The organism is Diaphorobacter sp. JS3050 (assembly GCF_013154915.1).
GTDB lineage: Bacteria > Pseudomonadota > Gammaproteobacteria > Burkholderiales > Burkholderiaceae_C > Diaphorobacter > Diaphorobacter nitroreducens.
Genome location: NZ_CP053553.1, coordinates 812,784 through 829,795 on the forward strand (window position 1 = coordinate 812,784; position 17,012 = coordinate 829,795).

The 17,012-nt window shown below is 66.0% G+C and carries 19 protein-coding genes; 12 read left to right on the forward strand and 7 right to left on the reverse strand.

Annotation, left to right across the window (positions count from 1 at the left end):
• Positions 1 to 360: 360 nt before the first annotated feature.
• A complete protein-coding gene (locus HND92_RS04050) occupies positions 361 to 1,131 on the reverse strand; it encodes a hypothetical protein (protein ID WP_011804022.1) in 771 nt (256 codons plus the stop codon).
• A gap of 249 nt (positions 1,132 to 1,380) precedes the next feature.
• Between HND92_RS04050 and HND92_RS04055 the strand changes: the two genes are divergently transcribed.
• Positions 1,381 to 1,593 (forward strand): hypothetical protein, encoded by a 213-nt coding sequence (locus HND92_RS04055; RefSeq protein WP_041835870.1) that lies wholly within the window; start codon positions 1,381 to 1,383, stop codon positions 1,591 to 1,593.
• Positions 1,594 to 1,808: 215 nt separating this feature from the next.
• On the forward strand, positions 1,809 to 3,152 hold the full coding sequence (locus HND92_RS04060; RefSeq protein WP_253940101.1) for a DNA cytosine methyltransferase: 1,344 nt from the start codon (positions 1,809 to 1,811) through the stop codon (positions 3,150 to 3,152).
• A 61-nt stretch (positions 3,153 to 3,213) separates the two neighbouring features.
• Here the strand turns inward: HND92_RS04060 and HND92_RS04065 are convergent, their stop codons facing one another.
• Entirely contained in the window at positions 3,214 to 3,690 is a 477-nt protein-coding gene (locus HND92_RS04065; protein ID WP_011804025.1) for an RES family NAD+ phosphorylase, read from the reverse strand.
• On the reverse strand, positions 3,690 to 4,142 hold the full coding sequence (locus HND92_RS04070) for an antitoxin Xre/MbcA/ParS toxin-binding domain-containing protein (protein WP_011804026.1): 453 nt from the start codon (positions 4,140 to 4,142) through the stop codon (positions 3,690 to 3,692). The genes HND92_RS04065 and HND92_RS04070 overlap by 1 nt, the downstream gene beginning before the upstream one ends.
• Before the next feature lie 57 nt (positions 4,143 to 4,199).
• Here HND92_RS04070 and HND92_RS04075 point away from each other — a divergent pair, with 57 nt between their 5' ends.
• The 5 genes from HND92_RS04075 (at position 4,200) to HND92_RS19480 (ending at position 7,263) form a co-directional block, all read left to right on the forward strand.
• A complete protein-coding gene (locus tag HND92_RS04075; RefSeq protein WP_011804027.1) occupies positions 4,200 to 4,505 on the forward strand; it encodes a phage tail assembly protein in 306 nt (101 codons plus the stop codon).
• 282 nt (positions 4,506 to 4,787) lie between these two features.
• The gene (locus HND92_RS04080; RefSeq protein WP_253940138.1) at positions 4,788 to 5,195 is read left to right on the forward strand and encodes a transposase; all 408 of its coding nucleotides are present in this window, start codon (positions 4,788 to 4,790) and stop codon (positions 5,193 to 5,195) included.
• A gap of 20 nt (positions 5,196 to 5,215) precedes the next feature.
• Positions 5,216 to 5,527 (forward strand): IS66 family insertion sequence element accessory protein TnpB, encoded by a 312-nt coding sequence (tnpB, locus tag HND92_RS04085; RefSeq protein ID WP_011804029.1) that lies wholly within the window; start codon positions 5,216 to 5,218, stop codon positions 5,525 to 5,527.
• 80 nt (positions 5,528 to 5,607) lie between these two features.
• The gene (locus tag HND92_RS04090; RefSeq protein WP_011804030.1) at positions 5,608 to 7,122 is read left to right on the forward strand and encodes an IS66 family transposase; all 1,515 of its coding nucleotides are present in this window, start codon (positions 5,608 to 5,610) and stop codon (positions 7,120 to 7,122) included.
• Between the two features lie 9 nt (positions 7,123 to 7,131).
• Entirely contained in the window at positions 7,132 to 7,263 is a 132-nt protein-coding gene (locus tag HND92_RS19480; RefSeq protein ID WP_255519514.1) for a hypothetical protein, read from the forward strand.
• 24 nt (positions 7,264 to 7,287) lie between these two features.
• Here HND92_RS19480 and HND92_RS04095 read toward each other — a convergent pair whose 3' ends face one another.
• Positions 7,288 to 7,971, reverse strand: coding sequence for a site-specific integrase (locus HND92_RS04095; RefSeq protein WP_085947529.1), 684 nt, complete (start codon positions 7,969 to 7,971; stop codon positions 7,288 to 7,290).
• Positions 7,972 to 8,119: 148 nt separating this feature from the next.
• On the opposite strand from HND92_RS04095, the gene HND92_RS04100 reads away from it, so the two are divergent.
• Positions 8,120 to 9,511, forward strand: coding sequence for an IS701 family transposase (locus HND92_RS04100; protein ID WP_011804031.1), 1,392 nt, complete (start codon positions 8,120 to 8,122; stop codon positions 9,509 to 9,511).
• Positions 9,512 to 9,677: 166 nt separating this feature from the next.
• Here HND92_RS04100 and HND92_RS04105 read toward each other — a convergent pair whose 3' ends face one another.
• Complete coding sequence (locus tag HND92_RS04105; RefSeq protein ID WP_011806505.1) at positions 9,678 to 10,664, reverse strand: IS5 family transposase; 987 nt, start codon at positions 10,662 to 10,664, stop codon at positions 9,678 to 9,680.
• Between the two features lie 51 nt (positions 10,665 to 10,715).
• Here HND92_RS04105 and HND92_RS04110 point away from each other — a divergent pair, with 51 nt between their 5' ends.
• The gene (locus HND92_RS04110; RefSeq protein WP_172206100.1) at positions 10,716 to 11,066 is read left to right on the forward strand and encodes a hypothetical protein; all 351 of its coding nucleotides are present in this window, start codon (positions 10,716 to 10,718) and stop codon (positions 11,064 to 11,066) included.
• Between the two features lie 243 nt (positions 11,067 to 11,309).
• Positions 11,310 to 12,734, forward strand: a complete 1,425-nt coding sequence (locus tag HND92_RS04115) for a glycosyltransferase (RefSeq protein ID WP_172206102.1) — start codon at positions 11,310 to 11,312, stop codon at positions 12,732 to 12,734.
• 63 nt (positions 12,735 to 12,797) lie between these two features.
• Here HND92_RS04115 and HND92_RS04120 read toward each other — a convergent pair whose 3' ends face one another.
• Positions 12,798 to 13,355 carry a hypothetical protein gene (locus HND92_RS04120; protein WP_011804033.1) on the reverse strand — a complete coding sequence of 186 codons (558 nt, stop codon included), beginning with the start codon at positions 13,353 to 13,355 and terminating at the stop codon, positions 12,798 to 12,800.
• Between the two features lie 5 nt (positions 13,356 to 13,360).
• Positions 13,361 to 14,179, reverse strand: coding sequence for a SapC family protein (locus tag HND92_RS04125; RefSeq protein WP_083766787.1), 819 nt, complete (start codon positions 14,177 to 14,179; stop codon positions 13,361 to 13,363).
• A 457-nt stretch (positions 14,180 to 14,636) separates the two neighbouring features.
• Here HND92_RS04125 and HND92_RS04130 point away from each other — a divergent pair, with 457 nt between their 5' ends.
• Positions 14,637 to 15,251 carry a hypothetical protein gene (locus HND92_RS04130; RefSeq protein ID WP_011804035.1) on the forward strand — a complete coding sequence of 205 codons (615 nt, stop codon included), beginning with the start codon at positions 14,637 to 14,639 and terminating at the stop codon, positions 15,249 to 15,251.
• Positions 15,248 to 16,993: a type I secretion system permease/ATPase gene (locus HND92_RS04135; RefSeq protein WP_172206104.1), complete on the forward strand. Its 1,746-nt coding sequence runs from the start codon at positions 15,248 to 15,250 to the stop codon at positions 16,991 to 16,993. Before HND92_RS04130 ends, HND92_RS04135 begins: the two co-directional genes overlap by 4 nt.
• Positions 16,994 to 17,012 lie beyond the last annotated feature (19 nt).

Sequence of the window (17,012 nt, forward strand, 5' to 3'; positions counted from 1 at the left end):
AGCAGAAAGCCGCTCCAGTTTCAATGCAGGGCTGCGAGGGCTGCCTCGGGGCTTTGTCGAGCACCTTAAGCAGTGCCTTGGCTGCACCCGTACACACCTGCCTGCTACCCACACGCCCATCGACAGGCACATCCGGGCATTTGCTCCCGGCGGCCGTGTCCGTGTCGCCCAAACTCGTTCTGTCCTGTGTCTCGAATGGGGTCGAAGCAGGCATTGCAGCCTGCAGCGCCCCGTTACAGCCGCACCAGCGCAACTACGCGCATGCGGCTATCGCAGTCTGATCCCGATTGGCGACGGAATCGTGAGGCTTTCCAGCCTCGAAGTCTCGATGCAGCGGGGGTGGCAGCCCCCGCGCACGGTTCAGTGGCAGGTTCTGTCACCCCTTGTGTTGGCAGCACACGAGGTCTGCGCTGTATAGCGACGGCGCAGCTGCGACAGTCGCAGCTGGCCGCTGGCCAGGCGCTGCACGTACAGCACGCGCGGCAGCGCCAGGACGGCTTGGCCCGGCATGCGCCGCTGGTGTTCGGCGCGCGCCAGTTGCTGCAGTTTCTTGACCTGCACACGGCAGCCAGCAAAACCGGGGGTGCGCGCAAGGCGCTGCACCTGCCCTGGCAGCAGCCAGGGGCTGCGCCGGGCGGTGTCAATCAGATGGGCGCGCCAGCCTTGGTAAGCCCCTTCGCTCAGGCGCCAGGTCCAGGCGCTGTGGGCCTGGCCTGCGCGGGGCAACTGCACGAGCTCAAAGTCCCGCACCTGCACGCGCCCGGTGGCCGTGCCTGCGTCGTGCAGCACTTCCAGCTGCTGGGCCAGGCTCTGGCCAGGGGTGAGCAGCAGCGTCCACAGCAGGGCGTCGTCATCGGCTTCGGCGGTGTCGGCGGTACCTGGCACCGTGGGCGCATATAGCAGCAGCACGGCAGCGGCCTCACCCTTGTGACGTGCCCATGCGCGCTGGTGGCGCGAGCGACCCACGGCGTACAGGCGGTCGAATTTGCGCACCAGCGCCGCCGCTTTGTCCACGCGGATCGTGCCGCTGCACCAGTGGCGGTATCCCAGGCGCACATGGTCGCAAATGCGCTGCAGGTAGCTCGAGAGGTGCGTGTGCACCAGGGGGTCGTGGCCAGGGGTGTGGCTCATGCGGGTCTCCTTGAATCGTTCTGGCTGTGTTTTGAAGTGCCGGGCGGGCGGCGGGCACCGGCACCAACAAGGCAAAGCCTTGTGGGCCGGGGCTTTGCTGGGTATAGCGAGCGCGCTGTGCGCGCGAACAAGAAAGATTCCAAGTTTTTGCGGGAGCAGGGTTTTTTTGCGCGTGCGTGCTGTGCGCCAGTCGCTATACGCAAGGAGGACAGGGTGTTCTCAGGCCATTTTTGAAAGAAAGGACATGACATGCGTATTGACAAAGACACCACCGCTTTGGTGAACAGCCACCGCCCACTGCCTCGCTGCCGCTGGCAGGTGCCCCTGCAGCTCGGGGCGCCTGAGTTGCTGCAGACCTCTGCATCGGTGTCCGTGTTTGCCGGCCTGCTGGCCGGGATCACGCTGGACAGCGATGGTCTCGAGGGGTTGCTCAAGAAAGAAGGTGGACACCACCAAGACTGAGGACATACCAACACAAGGCTGATTTTTGAGGGATTGCCACTGATTGAGACCGCGGGTTGTACGACCTGCGGTTTTTTTTCGCCCCCCGCAAAAAGGCTAAACCCCACCCCCTAGACCTCTCAGTCCGGCCGATATGGCCGCTGAGTTGTCTGGTGCGTGCAAGGGTTGCATGCCGCTCAACGCCGTCGTCGCCGGGTTTTTACCGGAGATGACAGATGTTGGGTATAAAAAACCAGGGAACCCTGCGCGTGATGGAGCTGTTTGCGGGGGTGGGCGGGTTTCGCCAAGGGCTTGAGCAAGTGCGCACACCAGCGCAGCAGGCCGCTTTTAAAGTGGTGTGGGCCAATCAGTATGAGCCCGCGAGCAAAAAACAGTGGGCGGCCGAGGTCTACCGCGCGCGCTGGGGAGTGCAGGACTTGGTCAACGAGGACATCTTTGAAGTGCTGCAGGAGCCGGCGCTGATGGCGAGCCTTGATGCACTGTGCCCGGATGTGTTGGTCGGGGGCTTTCCATGCCAAGACTACTCCGTGGCGAAGCCGCTGAGCCATTCGCAGGGGCTTCAAGGGGACAAGGGGGTGATGTGGTGGGCGGTCAGCCGGATGCTGCAAGCGCGCCGCGCAGCGGGCGCACCGCTGAAGTACCTGGTGCTGGAGAACGTGGACCGGTTGCTCTCTTCGCCGGCCACGTGTCCAGGGCAAGACTTTGCCCGGATTCTGGTCTCCCTGCAGCAAGAAGGCTATGCGGTCGAGTGGCGGGTGGTCAATGCAGCGGACTACGGGTTTGCACAAAAGCGCCGCAGGTTGTTCATGGTGGCCGCGCATGAGAGCACGCCGCTGTATACCCGGATGGCGGCATGTGCGGGAGAGGCCCAGCAGGGCAGCTTGCCGTGGTTGCTCAGCGCGGGGGTGCTGTCCAAGGCTTTGCCCGCAAGTGTCAAAGACGGGGGCAAGCTGCAGGTGTTTTCTTTGCCTGTTGGAGATTTTGCGGCGATGTCGTATGTGCCGCTCAAGCGCGGCAGCGGCTTTGCCTCGGGCGGGGTGTGTGCGGCAGGTTGGGTGTGCACAGCACCCCTGGTGGCCCAGAAACTGACGGATTTCACGGAGTTCACCGGCTTGGCACAGGCCCTGACACTGGGCGATGTCGTGCGCGAGACGGGCGAGGCGGTGGCGCCGGCATGTTTTTTGGCGGATGCCGCGTTGCCCAAGTGGCAGCGGCTCAAGGCAGCCAAGTCGATTGCGCGTGTCAGTGCGCATGGCCATGCTTACCATTTCAGCGAGGGCGCGATGGCGTTTCCGGACCGGTTGGACGCGCCGGCACGCACCGTCATCACGAGCGAAGGTGGCGCTGGTGCGTCGCGCACGACGCACGTGGTGCGGCATGCGGATGGGCGGCTTCGGCGCCTGGTGCCCGAGGAGCTGGAAGTGCTCAACGGGTTTGCCCGGGGCTTCACGGACATTGCCGGCATCACGCCCGCAAAGCGAGGGTTTTTGATGGGCAATGCGTTGGTGACGGGGCTGGTGACGGCCATTGGCCGGGCGCTGTGGCAGGCACAGACCTGAAAGGTAGGGAGACTGCATGCGAAACCACTGCAGGCAGTTTGTCTGGCACGGCGACCTGCTGTCAGATGGGTTTGCCAAGATTGCGCAGCAGGCGAGTATCAGTATGCAAGGACTGGGGGGCCCCCAACACAATGCGGGCGAAATCCGGATGGCGTGGGTTGATGAGAATGTTGCGCTCCGCCGGCACCACGGCGCTGGGAACGCTCAATAGCGCCGTCTGGGCACCTTGCAGCCACGCTTGCCCCATGGACTGAAGGACATCTCTCGCACCGATGGTGCGCCAATCGTCGGGTAGTTGTTCGATGTTGATGCGTGTCTCGGGCAGATCGTCAGGCAGCTGTGCGGGAATCAGCACGTAGTGCGCCCGCAAGGGATCGTCCTGCACCATCAGTTCAAGCAAGCCCAAAGACTGGGATTCGGCGGTATAGACCACCTCCCAGCCCTTTGGATTCCAGCGCCCGCCGTAAAGCCTCGCGCCTTCACCGCTGAAGGCTGTCTGAGCAAAGCGCGCAGTAGTGATGCGCCAGACGGTGCGCATCAGGCAAACACCCCGTGCTCGATCCGCCCCAAGGTGTCCAGTACGCTGTCGGCACCAATATCCGTGTCCAGCAGCGACAGAGGGGTCACGCCACCGAGCGATGCATTCGGGCTTTGCAGCCAACTCAGCGCACTGTCGGTGTCTTCAAAGACGGTTTCGGCGCGCTCGACCACGCGGGCAAAGCGAACGAACTTGGCGGATTCCTCGGCCGACAACGCACCCTCACGCTTGCGCCTGGCCAGTGTGCGCTCCGGAATGGCCAGTGCGTGCGCCAGCTCGGTCTGCGTGATGCGCGTGAGACGCACCAGGGCATCGACTGAGGCTGATGGCAGCCCCCGACGCACCAGGGGAATCCAGTCCATGACTACCCGGGGGCGGGCATGCAGCACCGCCTCGCCACCGAGAAGGTTCAACGCCGAAGCAACCGAGGAATGCACGCTGGCAGTGGTCATGATGTTCTCCTATGGGGTAAAGCCATTTGGCATGAAGTTTAGTCAAAATTGGCGTTAATGTCCAGGGCGCCTGTCCCACTCGTATTCATTACACACGCTTTCAAAGGAATCACGGTAAACACCACTGAACACATCACCCTCACTTTCCCCATCGAACACGATGGCCTGCCAATCAAGGAGATTGCGCTACGCCGCCCCACGGTGGGCGACCATCTCACCGCGCAGAAAGCCGCCGGCACCGATGCCGAACGCAAAATCCGGCTGATTGCCAATCTGGCCGAACTGCCGCCAGCGGTGATCCACCGGCTCGACATGAAGGACTACGCCCAACTGCAGAAGGTGCTGGGCGGGTTTTTGCAGTGAATCCGGGCGAGCTGCCCGCCCTCGTGGTGGAACTCGCTCTCTACACCCACTGGCCTCGATCTGAACTTCTCGTCCTGGAGGTGAGTGAGTTGGTCGAGGCCTTGTCGTTGGCGCGGCGGCTGTCCACCTTGTGGGGTACGTAATACCGCGTTCATGTGCATACTGTCGGGCGACCGTTCCAATCGCAAAAATGCTCGTGAAATCGTATCCGTCCGGTGACCCCATATTGAACGCGCCGTGAGAAGCGGGCATCGTGCCCACGATTGGAGGATCGTGGAGACGATGGAACAGGTTTCAAGCGAAGGCCGGCCGCGCCGGCGTGAATACAGCAAAGCGTTCAAGGCACAGTTGGTGGCTGCGTGCGCGCAGCCCGGTGCCAGTGTCGGTGGTGTGGCCTTGTCGCACGGGCTGCACGCGAACATGGTGCACCGATGGATTCGGGAGGCGGGCCCTGTGCGCGCTCAACCGGGCGTTTGTTCGGATGCTGAGCTCGGCTTCATCTCGCTGCCGCTGACGGCAATGGCGGACAGCACCCATGAGGAGCAGGCGCTGGCTGCATTACCGCCATCCGCGCCTTTACCGCTGCCGTCTGCGCCAGTCCATGTGCGCCTGCAACGCGGCGAACTGGTGGTCAGCCTGCAGTGCCCACTGGGCCAGTGCGGGGCGCTCTTGCGCGAGGTGTTGCGGTGATCCGGGTCGATGCGGTCTGGATGTCCACGCAACCGCTGGACATGCGCGCCGGCCCCGAGACGGCCCTGGCCAGAGTGGTGCAAGTCTTTGGCGCGGCCCGCCCGCACCACGCTTATCTCTTTGCCAACGCACGGGCCAACCGCCTGAAGGTACTGGTGCACGATGGCTTTGGCGTCTGGCTGGCCGCAAGGCGCCTGAACCAGGGCAAGTTTGCCTGGGGCGATGAGCGCCTGGGTCCTCGGCTCACACTCAGCGTCGAACAACTGCAAGCCCTGGTCACGGGCTTGCCCTGGCAGCGCCTGGGAGAAGACGCTGTGATCACGGTGCTGTGATGTTGGTCGCCCCTGGGGCGGCGTTCAATTCGTGGATATGCCAGTAGGCGGCTGCCCACCCATCAGGGATGATGACGGCCATGAACGAACCGGTGGATCTGCAGAGCATGGACGAGGCGCAAATGCGCCAGATGCTGCAGCACCTCATGAGCGAGCTCAAACACAAGCAGACGCTGCTGGACAAGCTCAGCTACGAGATGGCCATCCTCAAGCGGCTGAAGTTCGCCGCCAAGACCGAGGCATTGAACGCCGATCAGCGCAGTCTGCTGGAAGACGCGCTCGAAGAAGACCTGCAGGCGGTGGATGAGGAGATCGAGCAGCTGCGCTCGGCTGAAGAGCGCAGCCCACGCCAGCAACCCAAGCGCCTGCCATTGCCGGCACAACTGCTGCGCCAGGAATTCACACACGAGCCCGAGGTGACTGAGTGCTGCGGCCAGGCCATGCGCCGCATGGGCGAGGACGTGGCCGAGAAGCTCGACTACACGCCCGGCGTGTTCATGGTGCACCGCCATGTGCGCGGCAAATGGGTGTGCGCGTGCTGCCAGACGCTCAAGCAGCAGCCGGTCGAGGCGCACATCATCGACAAGGGCCTGGCCACCACCGGCTTGCTGGCCCAGGTGCTGGTGGCCAAGTACGCGGACCACCTGCCCCTGTACCGCCAGGAGAGCATCTATGCCCGTGCTGGGGTGCCGCTGGCACGCTCGACCCTGGCGCAGTGGGTGGGCAGCTGCGGCGTGCAACTGCAGCCGCTGGTCGATGCGCTGCGTCAGGAGGTGCTCGCACACAGCATCGTGCACGCCGATGAGACCCCGGTGCAGATGCTCAAGCGCGGCAGCGAGCGCGATGGCAAGACGCACCGCGCCTACCTGTGGGCCTACACCCCGGGGCGGCACGAAGACCTCAAGGCCGTGGTCTACGACTTCTGCGAAAGCCGCGCGGGCAAGCACGCCGGTGAATTTCTCAACGGCTGGCGCGGCACGCTGCTGGTCGATGACTTTGCGGGCTACAAGCAGCTCATGGGCGAGCACATCACCGAAGCGGCTTGCTGGGCGCACGCCCGGCGCAAGTTCTTTGAGCTGCACGCAGCCAACAAGAGCCAGATCGCCGAGCAGGCGCTGGTGCAGATCGGGCAGCTCTACGAGGTGGAGAGGCAGGCGAGCAATGTCGATGGCACCGAGCGGCTGCGAATGCGCCAGCAGCACAGCCGCCCGATCGTGGACAAATTGCACGCCTGGCTGAGCGAGCACCGCAGTAAGGTACCCGAGGGTTCAGCCACGGCACGGGCCATCGACTACAGCCTGCGGCGCTGGCAGCCGCTCACGCGCTTGCTGGACAACGGCCAACTGCCGATCGACAACAACTGGATCGAGAACCAGATGCGACCGGTCGCGCTCGGTCGTAAGAACTGGTTATTTGCCGGGTCGCTGCGGGCGGGACAGCGTGCGGCTGCCGTGATGAGCCTGATCCAGTCGGCCAAGCTCAATGGCCACGACCCACACGCTTACCTCAAGGATGTGATGACCCGACTGCCCACACACAAGGACAGCCGCATCGGGGAACTGTTGCCGCATCGGTGGCAGAGCGCCACGATCTGAGTCTCAGTCATGACCGCCGGCGACGGTCAATATGGGGTGGCCGGACGGATACGTGAAATCGAGCTCTTTGCTGTGAAGGCTCGATTTCAGGTGCATTACAGCAAAACACTGTTCTATGACGGCGCCGTAGGCCCGCACTGAGCGGCCGCTCGGCACAACACGGCCTCAGGCAGACTTCAAGAACGCCCCTTCGTTGGCTGCAGCCACCGGCAACCAGCTCTGCAGGCCCGATTGCAGCGCTGCTGCATCGGCCGCAGCCGACTTCCTGGCACGCGAGAGATGCGCGTAGCGCATCGTCGTTCGCATCTGCGTGTGCCCCAGCGCATGCATCACGTCGTACAGCTCAAACGAGCTGTTGATGAGCAAGCTGGCAAACGTGTGGCGCAAATCATGCACACGGATATCTGCCAAGCCGGCCCTCTTGCGTGCCGAGTTCCAGGCGTAGAAGATGGAAACGAAAGGCTTGCCGGTGGCCGGGTTGGCAAACACCCAGGGCGTCTCACCGCGCCGGGGCATGGCCTGGAGCATGCCCACCAGGGCATCTGAGAGCTGCACCACCCGTGGCTTGCCTGACTTCGTATCGGGCAGGAACCAGGTCTTGGCCTGTAGGTCAATGTCTGCCCACTTGGCATCCAATACCTCGCGTTTGCGCATGCCGGTCAGCAACAAGGCTGGCACGATAAAGCGCAGCATCTTGTTGGGACTGTCCTGCACAGCCTGCTGCAGTCGAACCATCTCCTCGGGTGAAAGAAACCGCTCCCTCGCATTCTGCGGATCGGCCAGTTGCACATGCTTGGCCGGATTCTTGAGCACTCCGGGCACTTCCCATTTGAGTGCAAGATTGAACATGTAGCGCAGCAAGATGATGCGCCGGTTGGCGGAGCCTCGCGCCGCACCGCGGGCCAGGTCAGCATGGTGGTAGGCCTCAATGTCCTCTAGTCCTACTGTGTCATAAATGTGGCATCATGAATCCTCCCAATTCTTTTTGTGAGGGACGATGAGTGCGAGTGAACGGTTTGACCAGTACATGGCGCATTTGTCGCGGGCGCTGGGACACGCAGATCGCTACGCAGGTCTCAAGGGTTATTGCACAGGTTTGATGCTGCCACTATCGCGAAAGAGTGTGGAGCCCATGGCCGCGCGGGTGGATCCGCTTCATGCCAGTGCAAGGCACCAAGCACTTCATCACTTTGTGGCTAAGGCCCAATGGTCCGATGTCGAAGTTCTGCGCCGGGTCTGCCAGTGGGTTGTGCCACACATGGATTTCAGCCGAGGAGGCTGGTGGATCATCGACGACACGGGCTTTCCCAAAAAGGGCGTGCACTCGGTGGGCGTAGCCCGTCAATACTGCGGCATGCCTGGAAAACAGGACAACTGCCAGGTGGCGGTGAGCGTCTCGCTGGCTTGCGATCAAGGCAGCATTCCTGTGGCATGGCAGCTCTATTTGCCCCAGGACTGGGCGCAAGACGCTGAGCGACGCAAGCGCACAGGCGTACCAGAGTCGGTTCGCTTTGCGACCAAGACACAGATTGCCTTGCATCAGTTGCGCACCCTGCTGAGCGAGGGTGCACCCCGACACTGCGTGTTGGCTGATGCAGGCTACGGCGTGGACACCGCGTTCCGGCAGGCGCTCAGCGACATGGGGTTGCACTATGCGGTGGGGGTGACCTCAGCGGTCGTAGTCTGGCCCCCTGGCGTCGAGCCACTGCCACCTGAGACCTACAGCGGCAAAGGCAGGCCCCCAGTGACGCCAAGGCGCACCGCTCAGTTGCAACCGATGAGCGTCAAGGCCCTGGCTTTGTCGTTACCGGCGCAGGCGTTCCAGACAATCAGTTGGCGCGAGGGCACCAACGCGCCACTCACGGGACGGTTCGCAGCGGTGCGGGTGCGTCACGCTGGTGGCAATGCTGGCAAGGCGAGTCTGCGCGCGCAAGAGTGGTTGCTCATCGAGTGGCCAGTGGAGCAGGCCGAGCCAGTCAAATACATCCTGTCAACGCTGCCCGAGAGCACTGCCTTGAACGATTTGGTCAGCTGCGCCTACCAGCGTTGGCGTATCGAGCGCGACTACCAAGACCTCAAGCAGGACTTCGGCTTGGGGCACTACGAGGGGCGCGGCTGGCGAGGGTTCCACCACCATGCGAGCTTGAGCATCGCAGCCTACGCCTTCTTGATGAGCGAGCGACTTATCGCCGACAAGCCTGCCGGGGGTAAAAAAAACTTCATCGAACGCCAAGTGCCTGCCGTTCCCCAAGATTACATCCCCAGAGGCAGGCCTGCGCGCACAGCGGCACGTGGACAACTCGATCACAAGCTTGCGTCATCTGCTGAGTTACGCACTCATAGACCGTCTGGGACAGTGCCCTTGCTGCGGCCGCATCAGCATGAGTGAAAAACTACTTTTATGACACAGTAAGACTAGGGAAGCTCTTCACGAATCAGTTCTGCCTGTGTCACGGCGATGCCTGAACTAAAACAGCACTCACTTTGAGCAATTGGACTGGTGCAGCGCTTGCCGCAGGCGCTGCGCGAGGGCTATTGCCCCGATATTGAAAGCACTACGCTCCCTGCACGCGCACCTGCCCCATGCAAGTCAGCAACTTGTGCCTCGCCATCCACAGGTTTGAGAGCGCAAACAGCGTGATGATCTGCGCCGTGTTCTTCTTGAGCCCTCGGTAGCGCACCTTCACATACCCAAACTGCTGCTTGAGCACCCTGAAAGGATGCTCGACCTTAGCCCGGATGCTGGCCTTGGTGCGCTCCAACTGGTCAATCAGAGCCTCCACAGGCCTGTCTTTGTCCAAAGCCCGGCGCAGCCCTGGGCGCATGGCCACATGCCAACGTACGTTCTTGTTGGCATCGGGCCGCTTGTCTACACCTTGGTAGCCTGCATCACCAAAGGCGTCTGTCTCCTGCCCGTGCAATAGGCTGTTGGCCTCGACCACATCACCGACATTGCCGCTGGTGCCTCGCACCGTATGCACCAGGCCTGAGTCTGCATCCACCCCAATGTGGGCCTTCATACCGAAGTACCACTGATTGCCCTTCTTGCTTTGATGCATCTCGGGGTCACGCTCGTGACTTTGGTTTTTGGTTGAACTGGGCGCAGCAATCAGCGTGGCATCCACTACGGTGCCTGCCTTGAGTTGCAACCCCTTGGCTTGCAGTAGCGCATTCACGGTGGCCAGGATCTGATCGGCCAGCTTGTGGCGCTCCAGCATGTGACGAAAGCGCAGGATGCTCGATTCACTGGGGATCTGTGCGTCCCAGTGGGACAGGCCTGCAAAGTCCCGAAAGGCTGGCACGTCGTGCAAGGCTTCTTCCATGGCGGGGTCACTGAGTTTGAACCACTGCTGCATGAAGTGGATGCGCAGCAGCGTGCTCACTGCAAATGGCTGCTGGCCCCGGCGCCCACTCTCGGGTGCGTAGGGCTCTATCAGCGAGACCAGCTCAGCCCAAGGCACCACCAGCTCCATGGCATCGAGAAATTCGCGCTTGCGGGTGCGTTTGGTGGTGTTGCTCAGGCCCAGGCTGCTTTGCTTCATGCGCTTATTGTCTGAGCTTCAGGCTTGCTCAGCCACATCGTACAGGGATTCGTGCAGAGAGTCCCTAAGGCGAAGAAACGCACCGAGCGCCTCAACACCCACCTGATGACCAAGGCGCGCAGCAGCAGCGAGCTGAACTACCTGGCCAGCCCGGTCACCGGCGGTGGTGTCAGCGTGCCACGCTTTCAGCAGCTGTTCCTGCTCGCGCGCCAGCACGGCCACAAGGCCCCGCAGGACTGGGCCGGCTTCGTGTGGAACCTGCTGGCTGTGCAGGGGCAGCGCCTGGTCAAGCAGGGCAGGGCGCTGGACACGCCCGAGCAGAACCTGGCCGAGCTCACCGCCCAGGCCGCCGAGTTGGCCGAGAAGCGCCTGCCGATCCTGAAGGCGCTGCAGCTGGCCTGAGCCGGGCGAGAATTGATACAAGAAAACAGCGGGAATCCCCTCCGGGACGCGATAAATTCACTCGCACGTGGGCTGCATGGGCAGCCCACGGCTTTTTTGAGTGAATGAGGTCCATGCGTATTCTTTTCGTGCACCCGGGGTTCCCGGCACAGTTCCGCCATGTGGCGCAGGCGTTGGTTCAGCAGGGGCATGCGGTGCGGGCGCTGTGCCAGAAGCCCCCGAGGGCGCCGCCCCGAATTCGACGTGCCCGGCGTGCAGGTGCATGCCTATGGCCTGCCGCGCGGCGGCACGCCGGGGGCGCAGGGCTGGGTGGCCGAGCTGGAGCTGCGGGCGATCCGCGGCGAGGCGGCGCTGCAGGCCGCGCTGGCGCTGCGCGACGAGCAGGGGTTCGCGCCCCACGTGATGCTGGCCCATGCGGGCCTGGGCGACAGCCTGTTCCTGAAGGCGGTGTGGCCCGGCGCCCGCCTGGGCCTGTGGGGCGCTCACTACCACGACGCGGCGAGTGCGCGGCATGCGGACCATGACCCGGGCCTGAGCCCGCTACAGGCCCTGGACGCGGCGGCGCGCGCACGCGCCGAGGCGCTGGTGCAGGCGCAGCTGCGCATGCGCAATGCCCAACTGGACCTGCACCTGCGCGAGGCGGACGGGCTGCTGGTGCCCACCGACTGGCAGGCGGCGCGGTTTCCCGCGCCGTGGCGCGAGCGGCTGTGGGTGGCGCACGACGGCATCGACACCGAAGCGCTGGCGCCGAACGCGCAGGTGCGCGCGACGCTGCCCGGCGACGTGGCGCTGGCGCCCGGCGACGAGGTCGTGAGCTTCGTGGCCCGCAGCCTGGAGCCGCGGCGCGGCCTGCAGGTGGTGATGCGCGCCCTGCCGCGGCTGCTGGCCCAGCGCCCCGCGGCGCGGGTGCTCATCGTGGGCGCGGAGGGCCCGGGCCAGGGCCCGCTGCCTGCGGACGGGCGCAGCTGGAAGCAGCACCTCATCGACGAGGTGCTCCCGCAGATGCCCGAGGCCGACTGGCAGCGCGTGCATTTCCTGGGGCCGCTGCCCCACGCCCATGTGGTGGCCGTGCTGCAGCTGGCGGCGGTGCATGTGCACTGGGCCTACCCGCTCGCGCTGTCGCGCAGCCTGCTGGAGGCCATGAGCACCGGCTGCGCCGTGGTGGCCGGCGACACCGCGCCGGTGCGCGAGGTGCTCGCCGATGGCGAGACCGGCCGGCTGCTGGAGTTCTTCGACGCCGAGGCCCTGGCGGACGAGGTGGCGCGCCTGCTGCAGGCGCCGGCCGAACGGCAGCGCCTGGGCGCGCAGGCGCGGCAATGCGTGCAGGCGCGGTACGACCTGCACGGCGTCTGCCTGCCGCGCCAGCTGCAATGGCTGCAGGCGCTGGCCGACGGCGCCGCGGCGCCGGCCCCGGCGCCCACGCCGGACGCGGCCCAGGCCCTGCGCGCCGAACTGGCCTGGGCCGAGCAGGCGCGCGACCAGGCGCAGCAGGCCGCGGCGCTGGCCCAGGCCCAACTGGAGCAGGCGGGCCGCGCCCGCGACAGCGCCGAGGCCGGTCGCCAGGCCGCCGATGCGCTGCTGCAGGAGGCGGTGCAGGCGCTGGCGGGTGTGCGCCAGTTGCTGGAGGCGGAGGCGGAGGCGATGGAGGCCGCGCCGCCGCTGGTTTGAAGCCAAATCGGCTGGTGGCGCCCGTCAGGCAAGCGCTGGCAGCTCTTTATTTGAGAGCGTTCCCTAATGCAGCATGGCCCGGCCCGCGGGGGCGGCCGGGCCGGCCGCTGCCGCGAGCCATGCGGGCCAGTCCTGCGTAGGCCATTCGGCCTCGTGGTACTGCTGCTGCAGTATCGACAGCCATTGGCGCAGGGGCTGGGCGGCGAGCGTCAGACCGACCGGGGCATCGGTGCCTGGTTCGCCGCTGAAGCGCAGCTCCACGCCCGACGCGCCGGCCGAGAGCTGGATGCTGTGCACCAGCCATTGCGGGCTGCGCTCGTGCGGGGTGACCGGGGGCTGCGGCGGCAGCTGGGCGCGCGCGGCCTGCTGGGCAAAGCCGTGCACGGCATCGCTGTGGTAGCCGGGCAGGCGGGCGGAGTGCGCCGCCCCGGCCGGGGCGTCGTGGCGCTCCAGCCATTGCCACAGGGCCGGCAGCAGGCGCTTGAGCAGGCGCTGGGTGAGCCACAGCGTGAGCGTGCTGCCGTCGGCGCGTTCGCCGGCCAGGCGCATGCGGTCCTGCGCGGGGTCGTAGGCCGTGGTGATGCGCTGCAGCACCGGGGCCGGCGGTACAGCCTCGGGCATGGCGCTCACAGCGCGCCGAGCCGCAGCGTGCCGCCCTGGTTCAGGAATTCCAGGTCGAGGTCGCGCGCCGGCGCGGGCGCCGGGGGCGGCGCCTGCCGCGCCTGGGCATGCAGGGTCGCAAGCCGGCCCAGGCTGGCGAGGTGCTGCATGGACAGCAGCTGGCAATAGGCCAGCTGCAGGGCGCCGCCGCGCTGCAGCGCTTCGAGTGCCGGCCCGGAGAGCCGGTTCAGCGCGGCCTCGTCGATGCGCAGCAGGCCGCCCAGTTCCTGCGTGCCGGCATCGGTCTGCAGGCGCAGCGGCCAGGGCTGGATCAGCCCGTGCTGCTGCAGCAGGGCGCAGGCGGCGGTGGTGTGCTGGCGGTTGGCCTCGAGCTGCTGGAAGAACTGCAGCACCTGGGCGGTGGCCGGGGAGAGCTGGCCCTGCTCGTCGAAGAAGGGCTGGCCGTCGCCGGGGCCCACGAGCCCGCTATCGGCGTGGATGCACAGCACCTGCTGGCCGTCCTCGGTGCGGGCCAGGCGGAAGGGGTAGCTGCGGTAGGGCGCGGGGATGTAGCCGGCAAGCCAGCGGCCGTCGGGCGCCACGTAGAGGTTGCGGCCGGCCTGCAGGCCCTGGATGGCGACGGGCAGGAACTGCTCTTGCTGCGCGACGAAGCCGATGGGCAGGGCCAGGGCGGCCTTGGGCAGCTCCTGCAGCACCAGGGGGCAGAGCTGGTCGTGGCGGGCAAAGCCGTAGTCGGCCGGGCCGCGCCAGCGCAGCTGGCCGTGCTGCTGGCGCGAGAGCGGCGTCAAGGGGTTGGCGGTCGGGTTGGAGGGGGTGTCGGTCATGTTGGGTGGGTGCGGGAAGGTGCGGCGCAGCATAACGCCGCGGGGGCCGTGCCGGGTATTGTGCGCATGGCGCGCAGCGCGGTTTTGCTTTACTTGGCATAGCGTATGCACACCTCTTTGCGAATGGCACGTAGTCCAAAGCGGGGCGCGGTTTTGCTCCCTCCCCCGCTGGGGGAGGGTTGGGGTGGGGCCGCCACGGCCTGTTTTTTCATGCGTTGCGTACGCGTCAGCGGGCCCCCATCCCCACCTTCCCCCAGTGGGGGAAGGGGTAACAGCCGCGCCCAGTCTGATGGCATTGCTACTGAAAAAGATGTGTGCGTACACAAGCCTGTGGTGGTGAGGGGAGGGCGGGTGATGCAGGCCGGATCCATGCGTTGCCGCACGCGTTGTTTTTTCGCCGTCGCGGTCTCTTATATGAAATTCATATAGGAGTTCTTGTTAGACTGCGCAGCCTGCCATGGACGCCATTCTCCGCATTCCCCTGAACACCTCGCCCGAGCAGGCCCAGCGCCTGCAGGCCTTGCAGCAGGGCTTTGCGCAGCTGTGCAATGCGTTGGCGCCGCTGGTGCAGTCCACGCGGGTGTGGAACCGGGTGGCCCTGCACCACCTGGCCTACCGCCAGCTGCGCGAGCAGTTTCCGGACATGGGCTCGCAGATGGTGTGCAACGCGATCTACTCGGTGTCGCGCACCTGCCGCATGGTGTTCCAGCACCCCGACAGCCCGCTGCACCTGGACAAGCTGGGCGAGCGGCCCCTGCCGCTGCTGCGCTTTGCCGACAGCTGCCCGGTGTATTTCGACCGCCACACGCTGAGCCTCAAGGCGGGGCAGCTGTCGATGTTCACGCTCGACGGGCGCATGCGCTTCCAGCTGTCGCTGGATGCCGAGGTCGAGGCGCGCTTTCATGCGCAGAAGCTGCGCGAGATCGTGCTGTCGCGCCGTGCCGACGGCATTTACGAACTGTCTTTCCTGCTGGTGGACCAGGCGCAGCCGGCCGCCGCGGCCGAGGGCGCGCTGGCGCCGCCGGAGCCGGGCGAGATTCCCGAATATGTGATGGTCGACGAGGCCGTATGAACCCAACCCAAGCCCCTTCCGAATTGCGCCAGGCCGTCGTGGCCCTGCGCCCCTACTACGTGCGCGCCGCCTGGTTCAGCCTGTTCGCGAGCCTGCTGGTGCTGGCGCCCTCGGGCTACATGCTCGAGGTGTACGAGCGCGTGGTCAACAGCCGCAACCATCTCACGCTGTGGTGGCTGACGGTGGCGGTGCTCGGGGCCTTCGTGCTCATGGAGGTGCTGGAATGGGCGCGCGGCGAGGTGATGCGCGCGGCCGGCGAGGCCCTGGACCGCAAGCTGCGCGTGCGCGTGTTCGATGCGATCTTCGAGGCCAATGTGCGCCGCGTGCCCGGCGGCACGGTGCAGCCGATGCAGGACTTCAGGAAGATCTGCGAATTCCTGCATTCGCCGGCGCTGCTGGCCATCATGGAGGCGCCGATTGCCCTGGTGATGATGGTGCTGCTGTTCCTGATCAGCCCGGTGCTGGGCTGGTCGGCCGTGGTGTTCGGCGTGTTGCAGGTGGGGGTAACGTGGCTCAACGAGCGGCGCACCAAGCCGCCGCTGATGGAGGCCAACCGCACGGCGATCGCCGCACAGCAGTATGCGGACGGCACGCTGCGCAATGCCGAGGTGATCGAGGCCATGGGCATGCTGCGCAACACCCACCGCCGCTGGATCACCAAGCAGCGGGAGTTCCTGCAGCTGCAGGCCCAGGCGTCGGAGAGCGCCGGGGGCTTCCAGGCGCTGAGCAAGCTGCTGCAGAACATCCTGAGCTCGATGCTGCTGGGCCTGGCCTGCTGGCTGCTGCTGCATGGCGAGCTGCATGGCGGCGGCGGCATGATGATCGTGAGCTCCATCCTGGGCGGGCGCATGCTGGCGCCGCTGGTGCAGGTGGTCACGCAGTGGCAGACGGTGGTGAATGCGCGCGACGCCTGGAACCGGCTGGATGCGCTGCTGGCCGCGGTGCCGGCCCGGGCGCCGGCCATGCCGCTGCCCGCGCCGCGCGGCAGCGTGCAGGTGGAGCAGCTGGTGGCCGGCGCGCCGGGCAGCAATGCGACGATCCTGCGCGGCATCGCGTTCGCGCTCCAGCCCGGCGACGTGCTGGCCGTGGTCGGCCCCTCGGCCTCGGGCAAGACCACGCTGGCGCGCCTGCTGGTGGGCCTGTGGCCCGCGGCCATGGGCAAGGTGCGCCTCGACGGCGTGGATGTGCAGACCTGGAACAAGGCCGAGCTGGGGCCCCATGTGGGCTACCTGCCCCAGGGCGTGGAGCTGTTCGAGGGCACGCTGGCCGAGAACATCGCGCGCTTCGGCGAGGTGGACATGGCCCAGGTGGAGGCCGCGGCGCGGGCCGTAGGGCTGCAGGGGCTGATCGCCTCCCTGCCCGAGGGCTACGAGACGCGGGTGGGCCCGGGCGGCGCGCGCCTGTCGGGCGGGCAGCGCCAGCGCGTGGCGCTGGCGCGGGCGCTGTATGGCGACCCGGTCTACGTGGTGCTGGACGAGCCGAACTCCAGCCTCGACGAGGAGGGCGACGCCGCCCTGGCCGCCGCGATCACCCAGGCCAGCGCGCGCGGCGCGACCGTCGTGGTGATCACCCACCGCACCAGCGTGCTCGCCGTGGCCAACAAGATGCTGGTGCTGCGCGACGGCCAGCAGCAGGCCTTCGGCCCGCGCGACGAGGTGCTCGCCGCGCTGAACCAGGCGGCGCGCCAGGCAGCGGCCGCAGCGGCCCCGACGGCGCTGGCGCCCGGGCAGGCCGTCGCCTGAGGCGGCCACGATCCAAGAC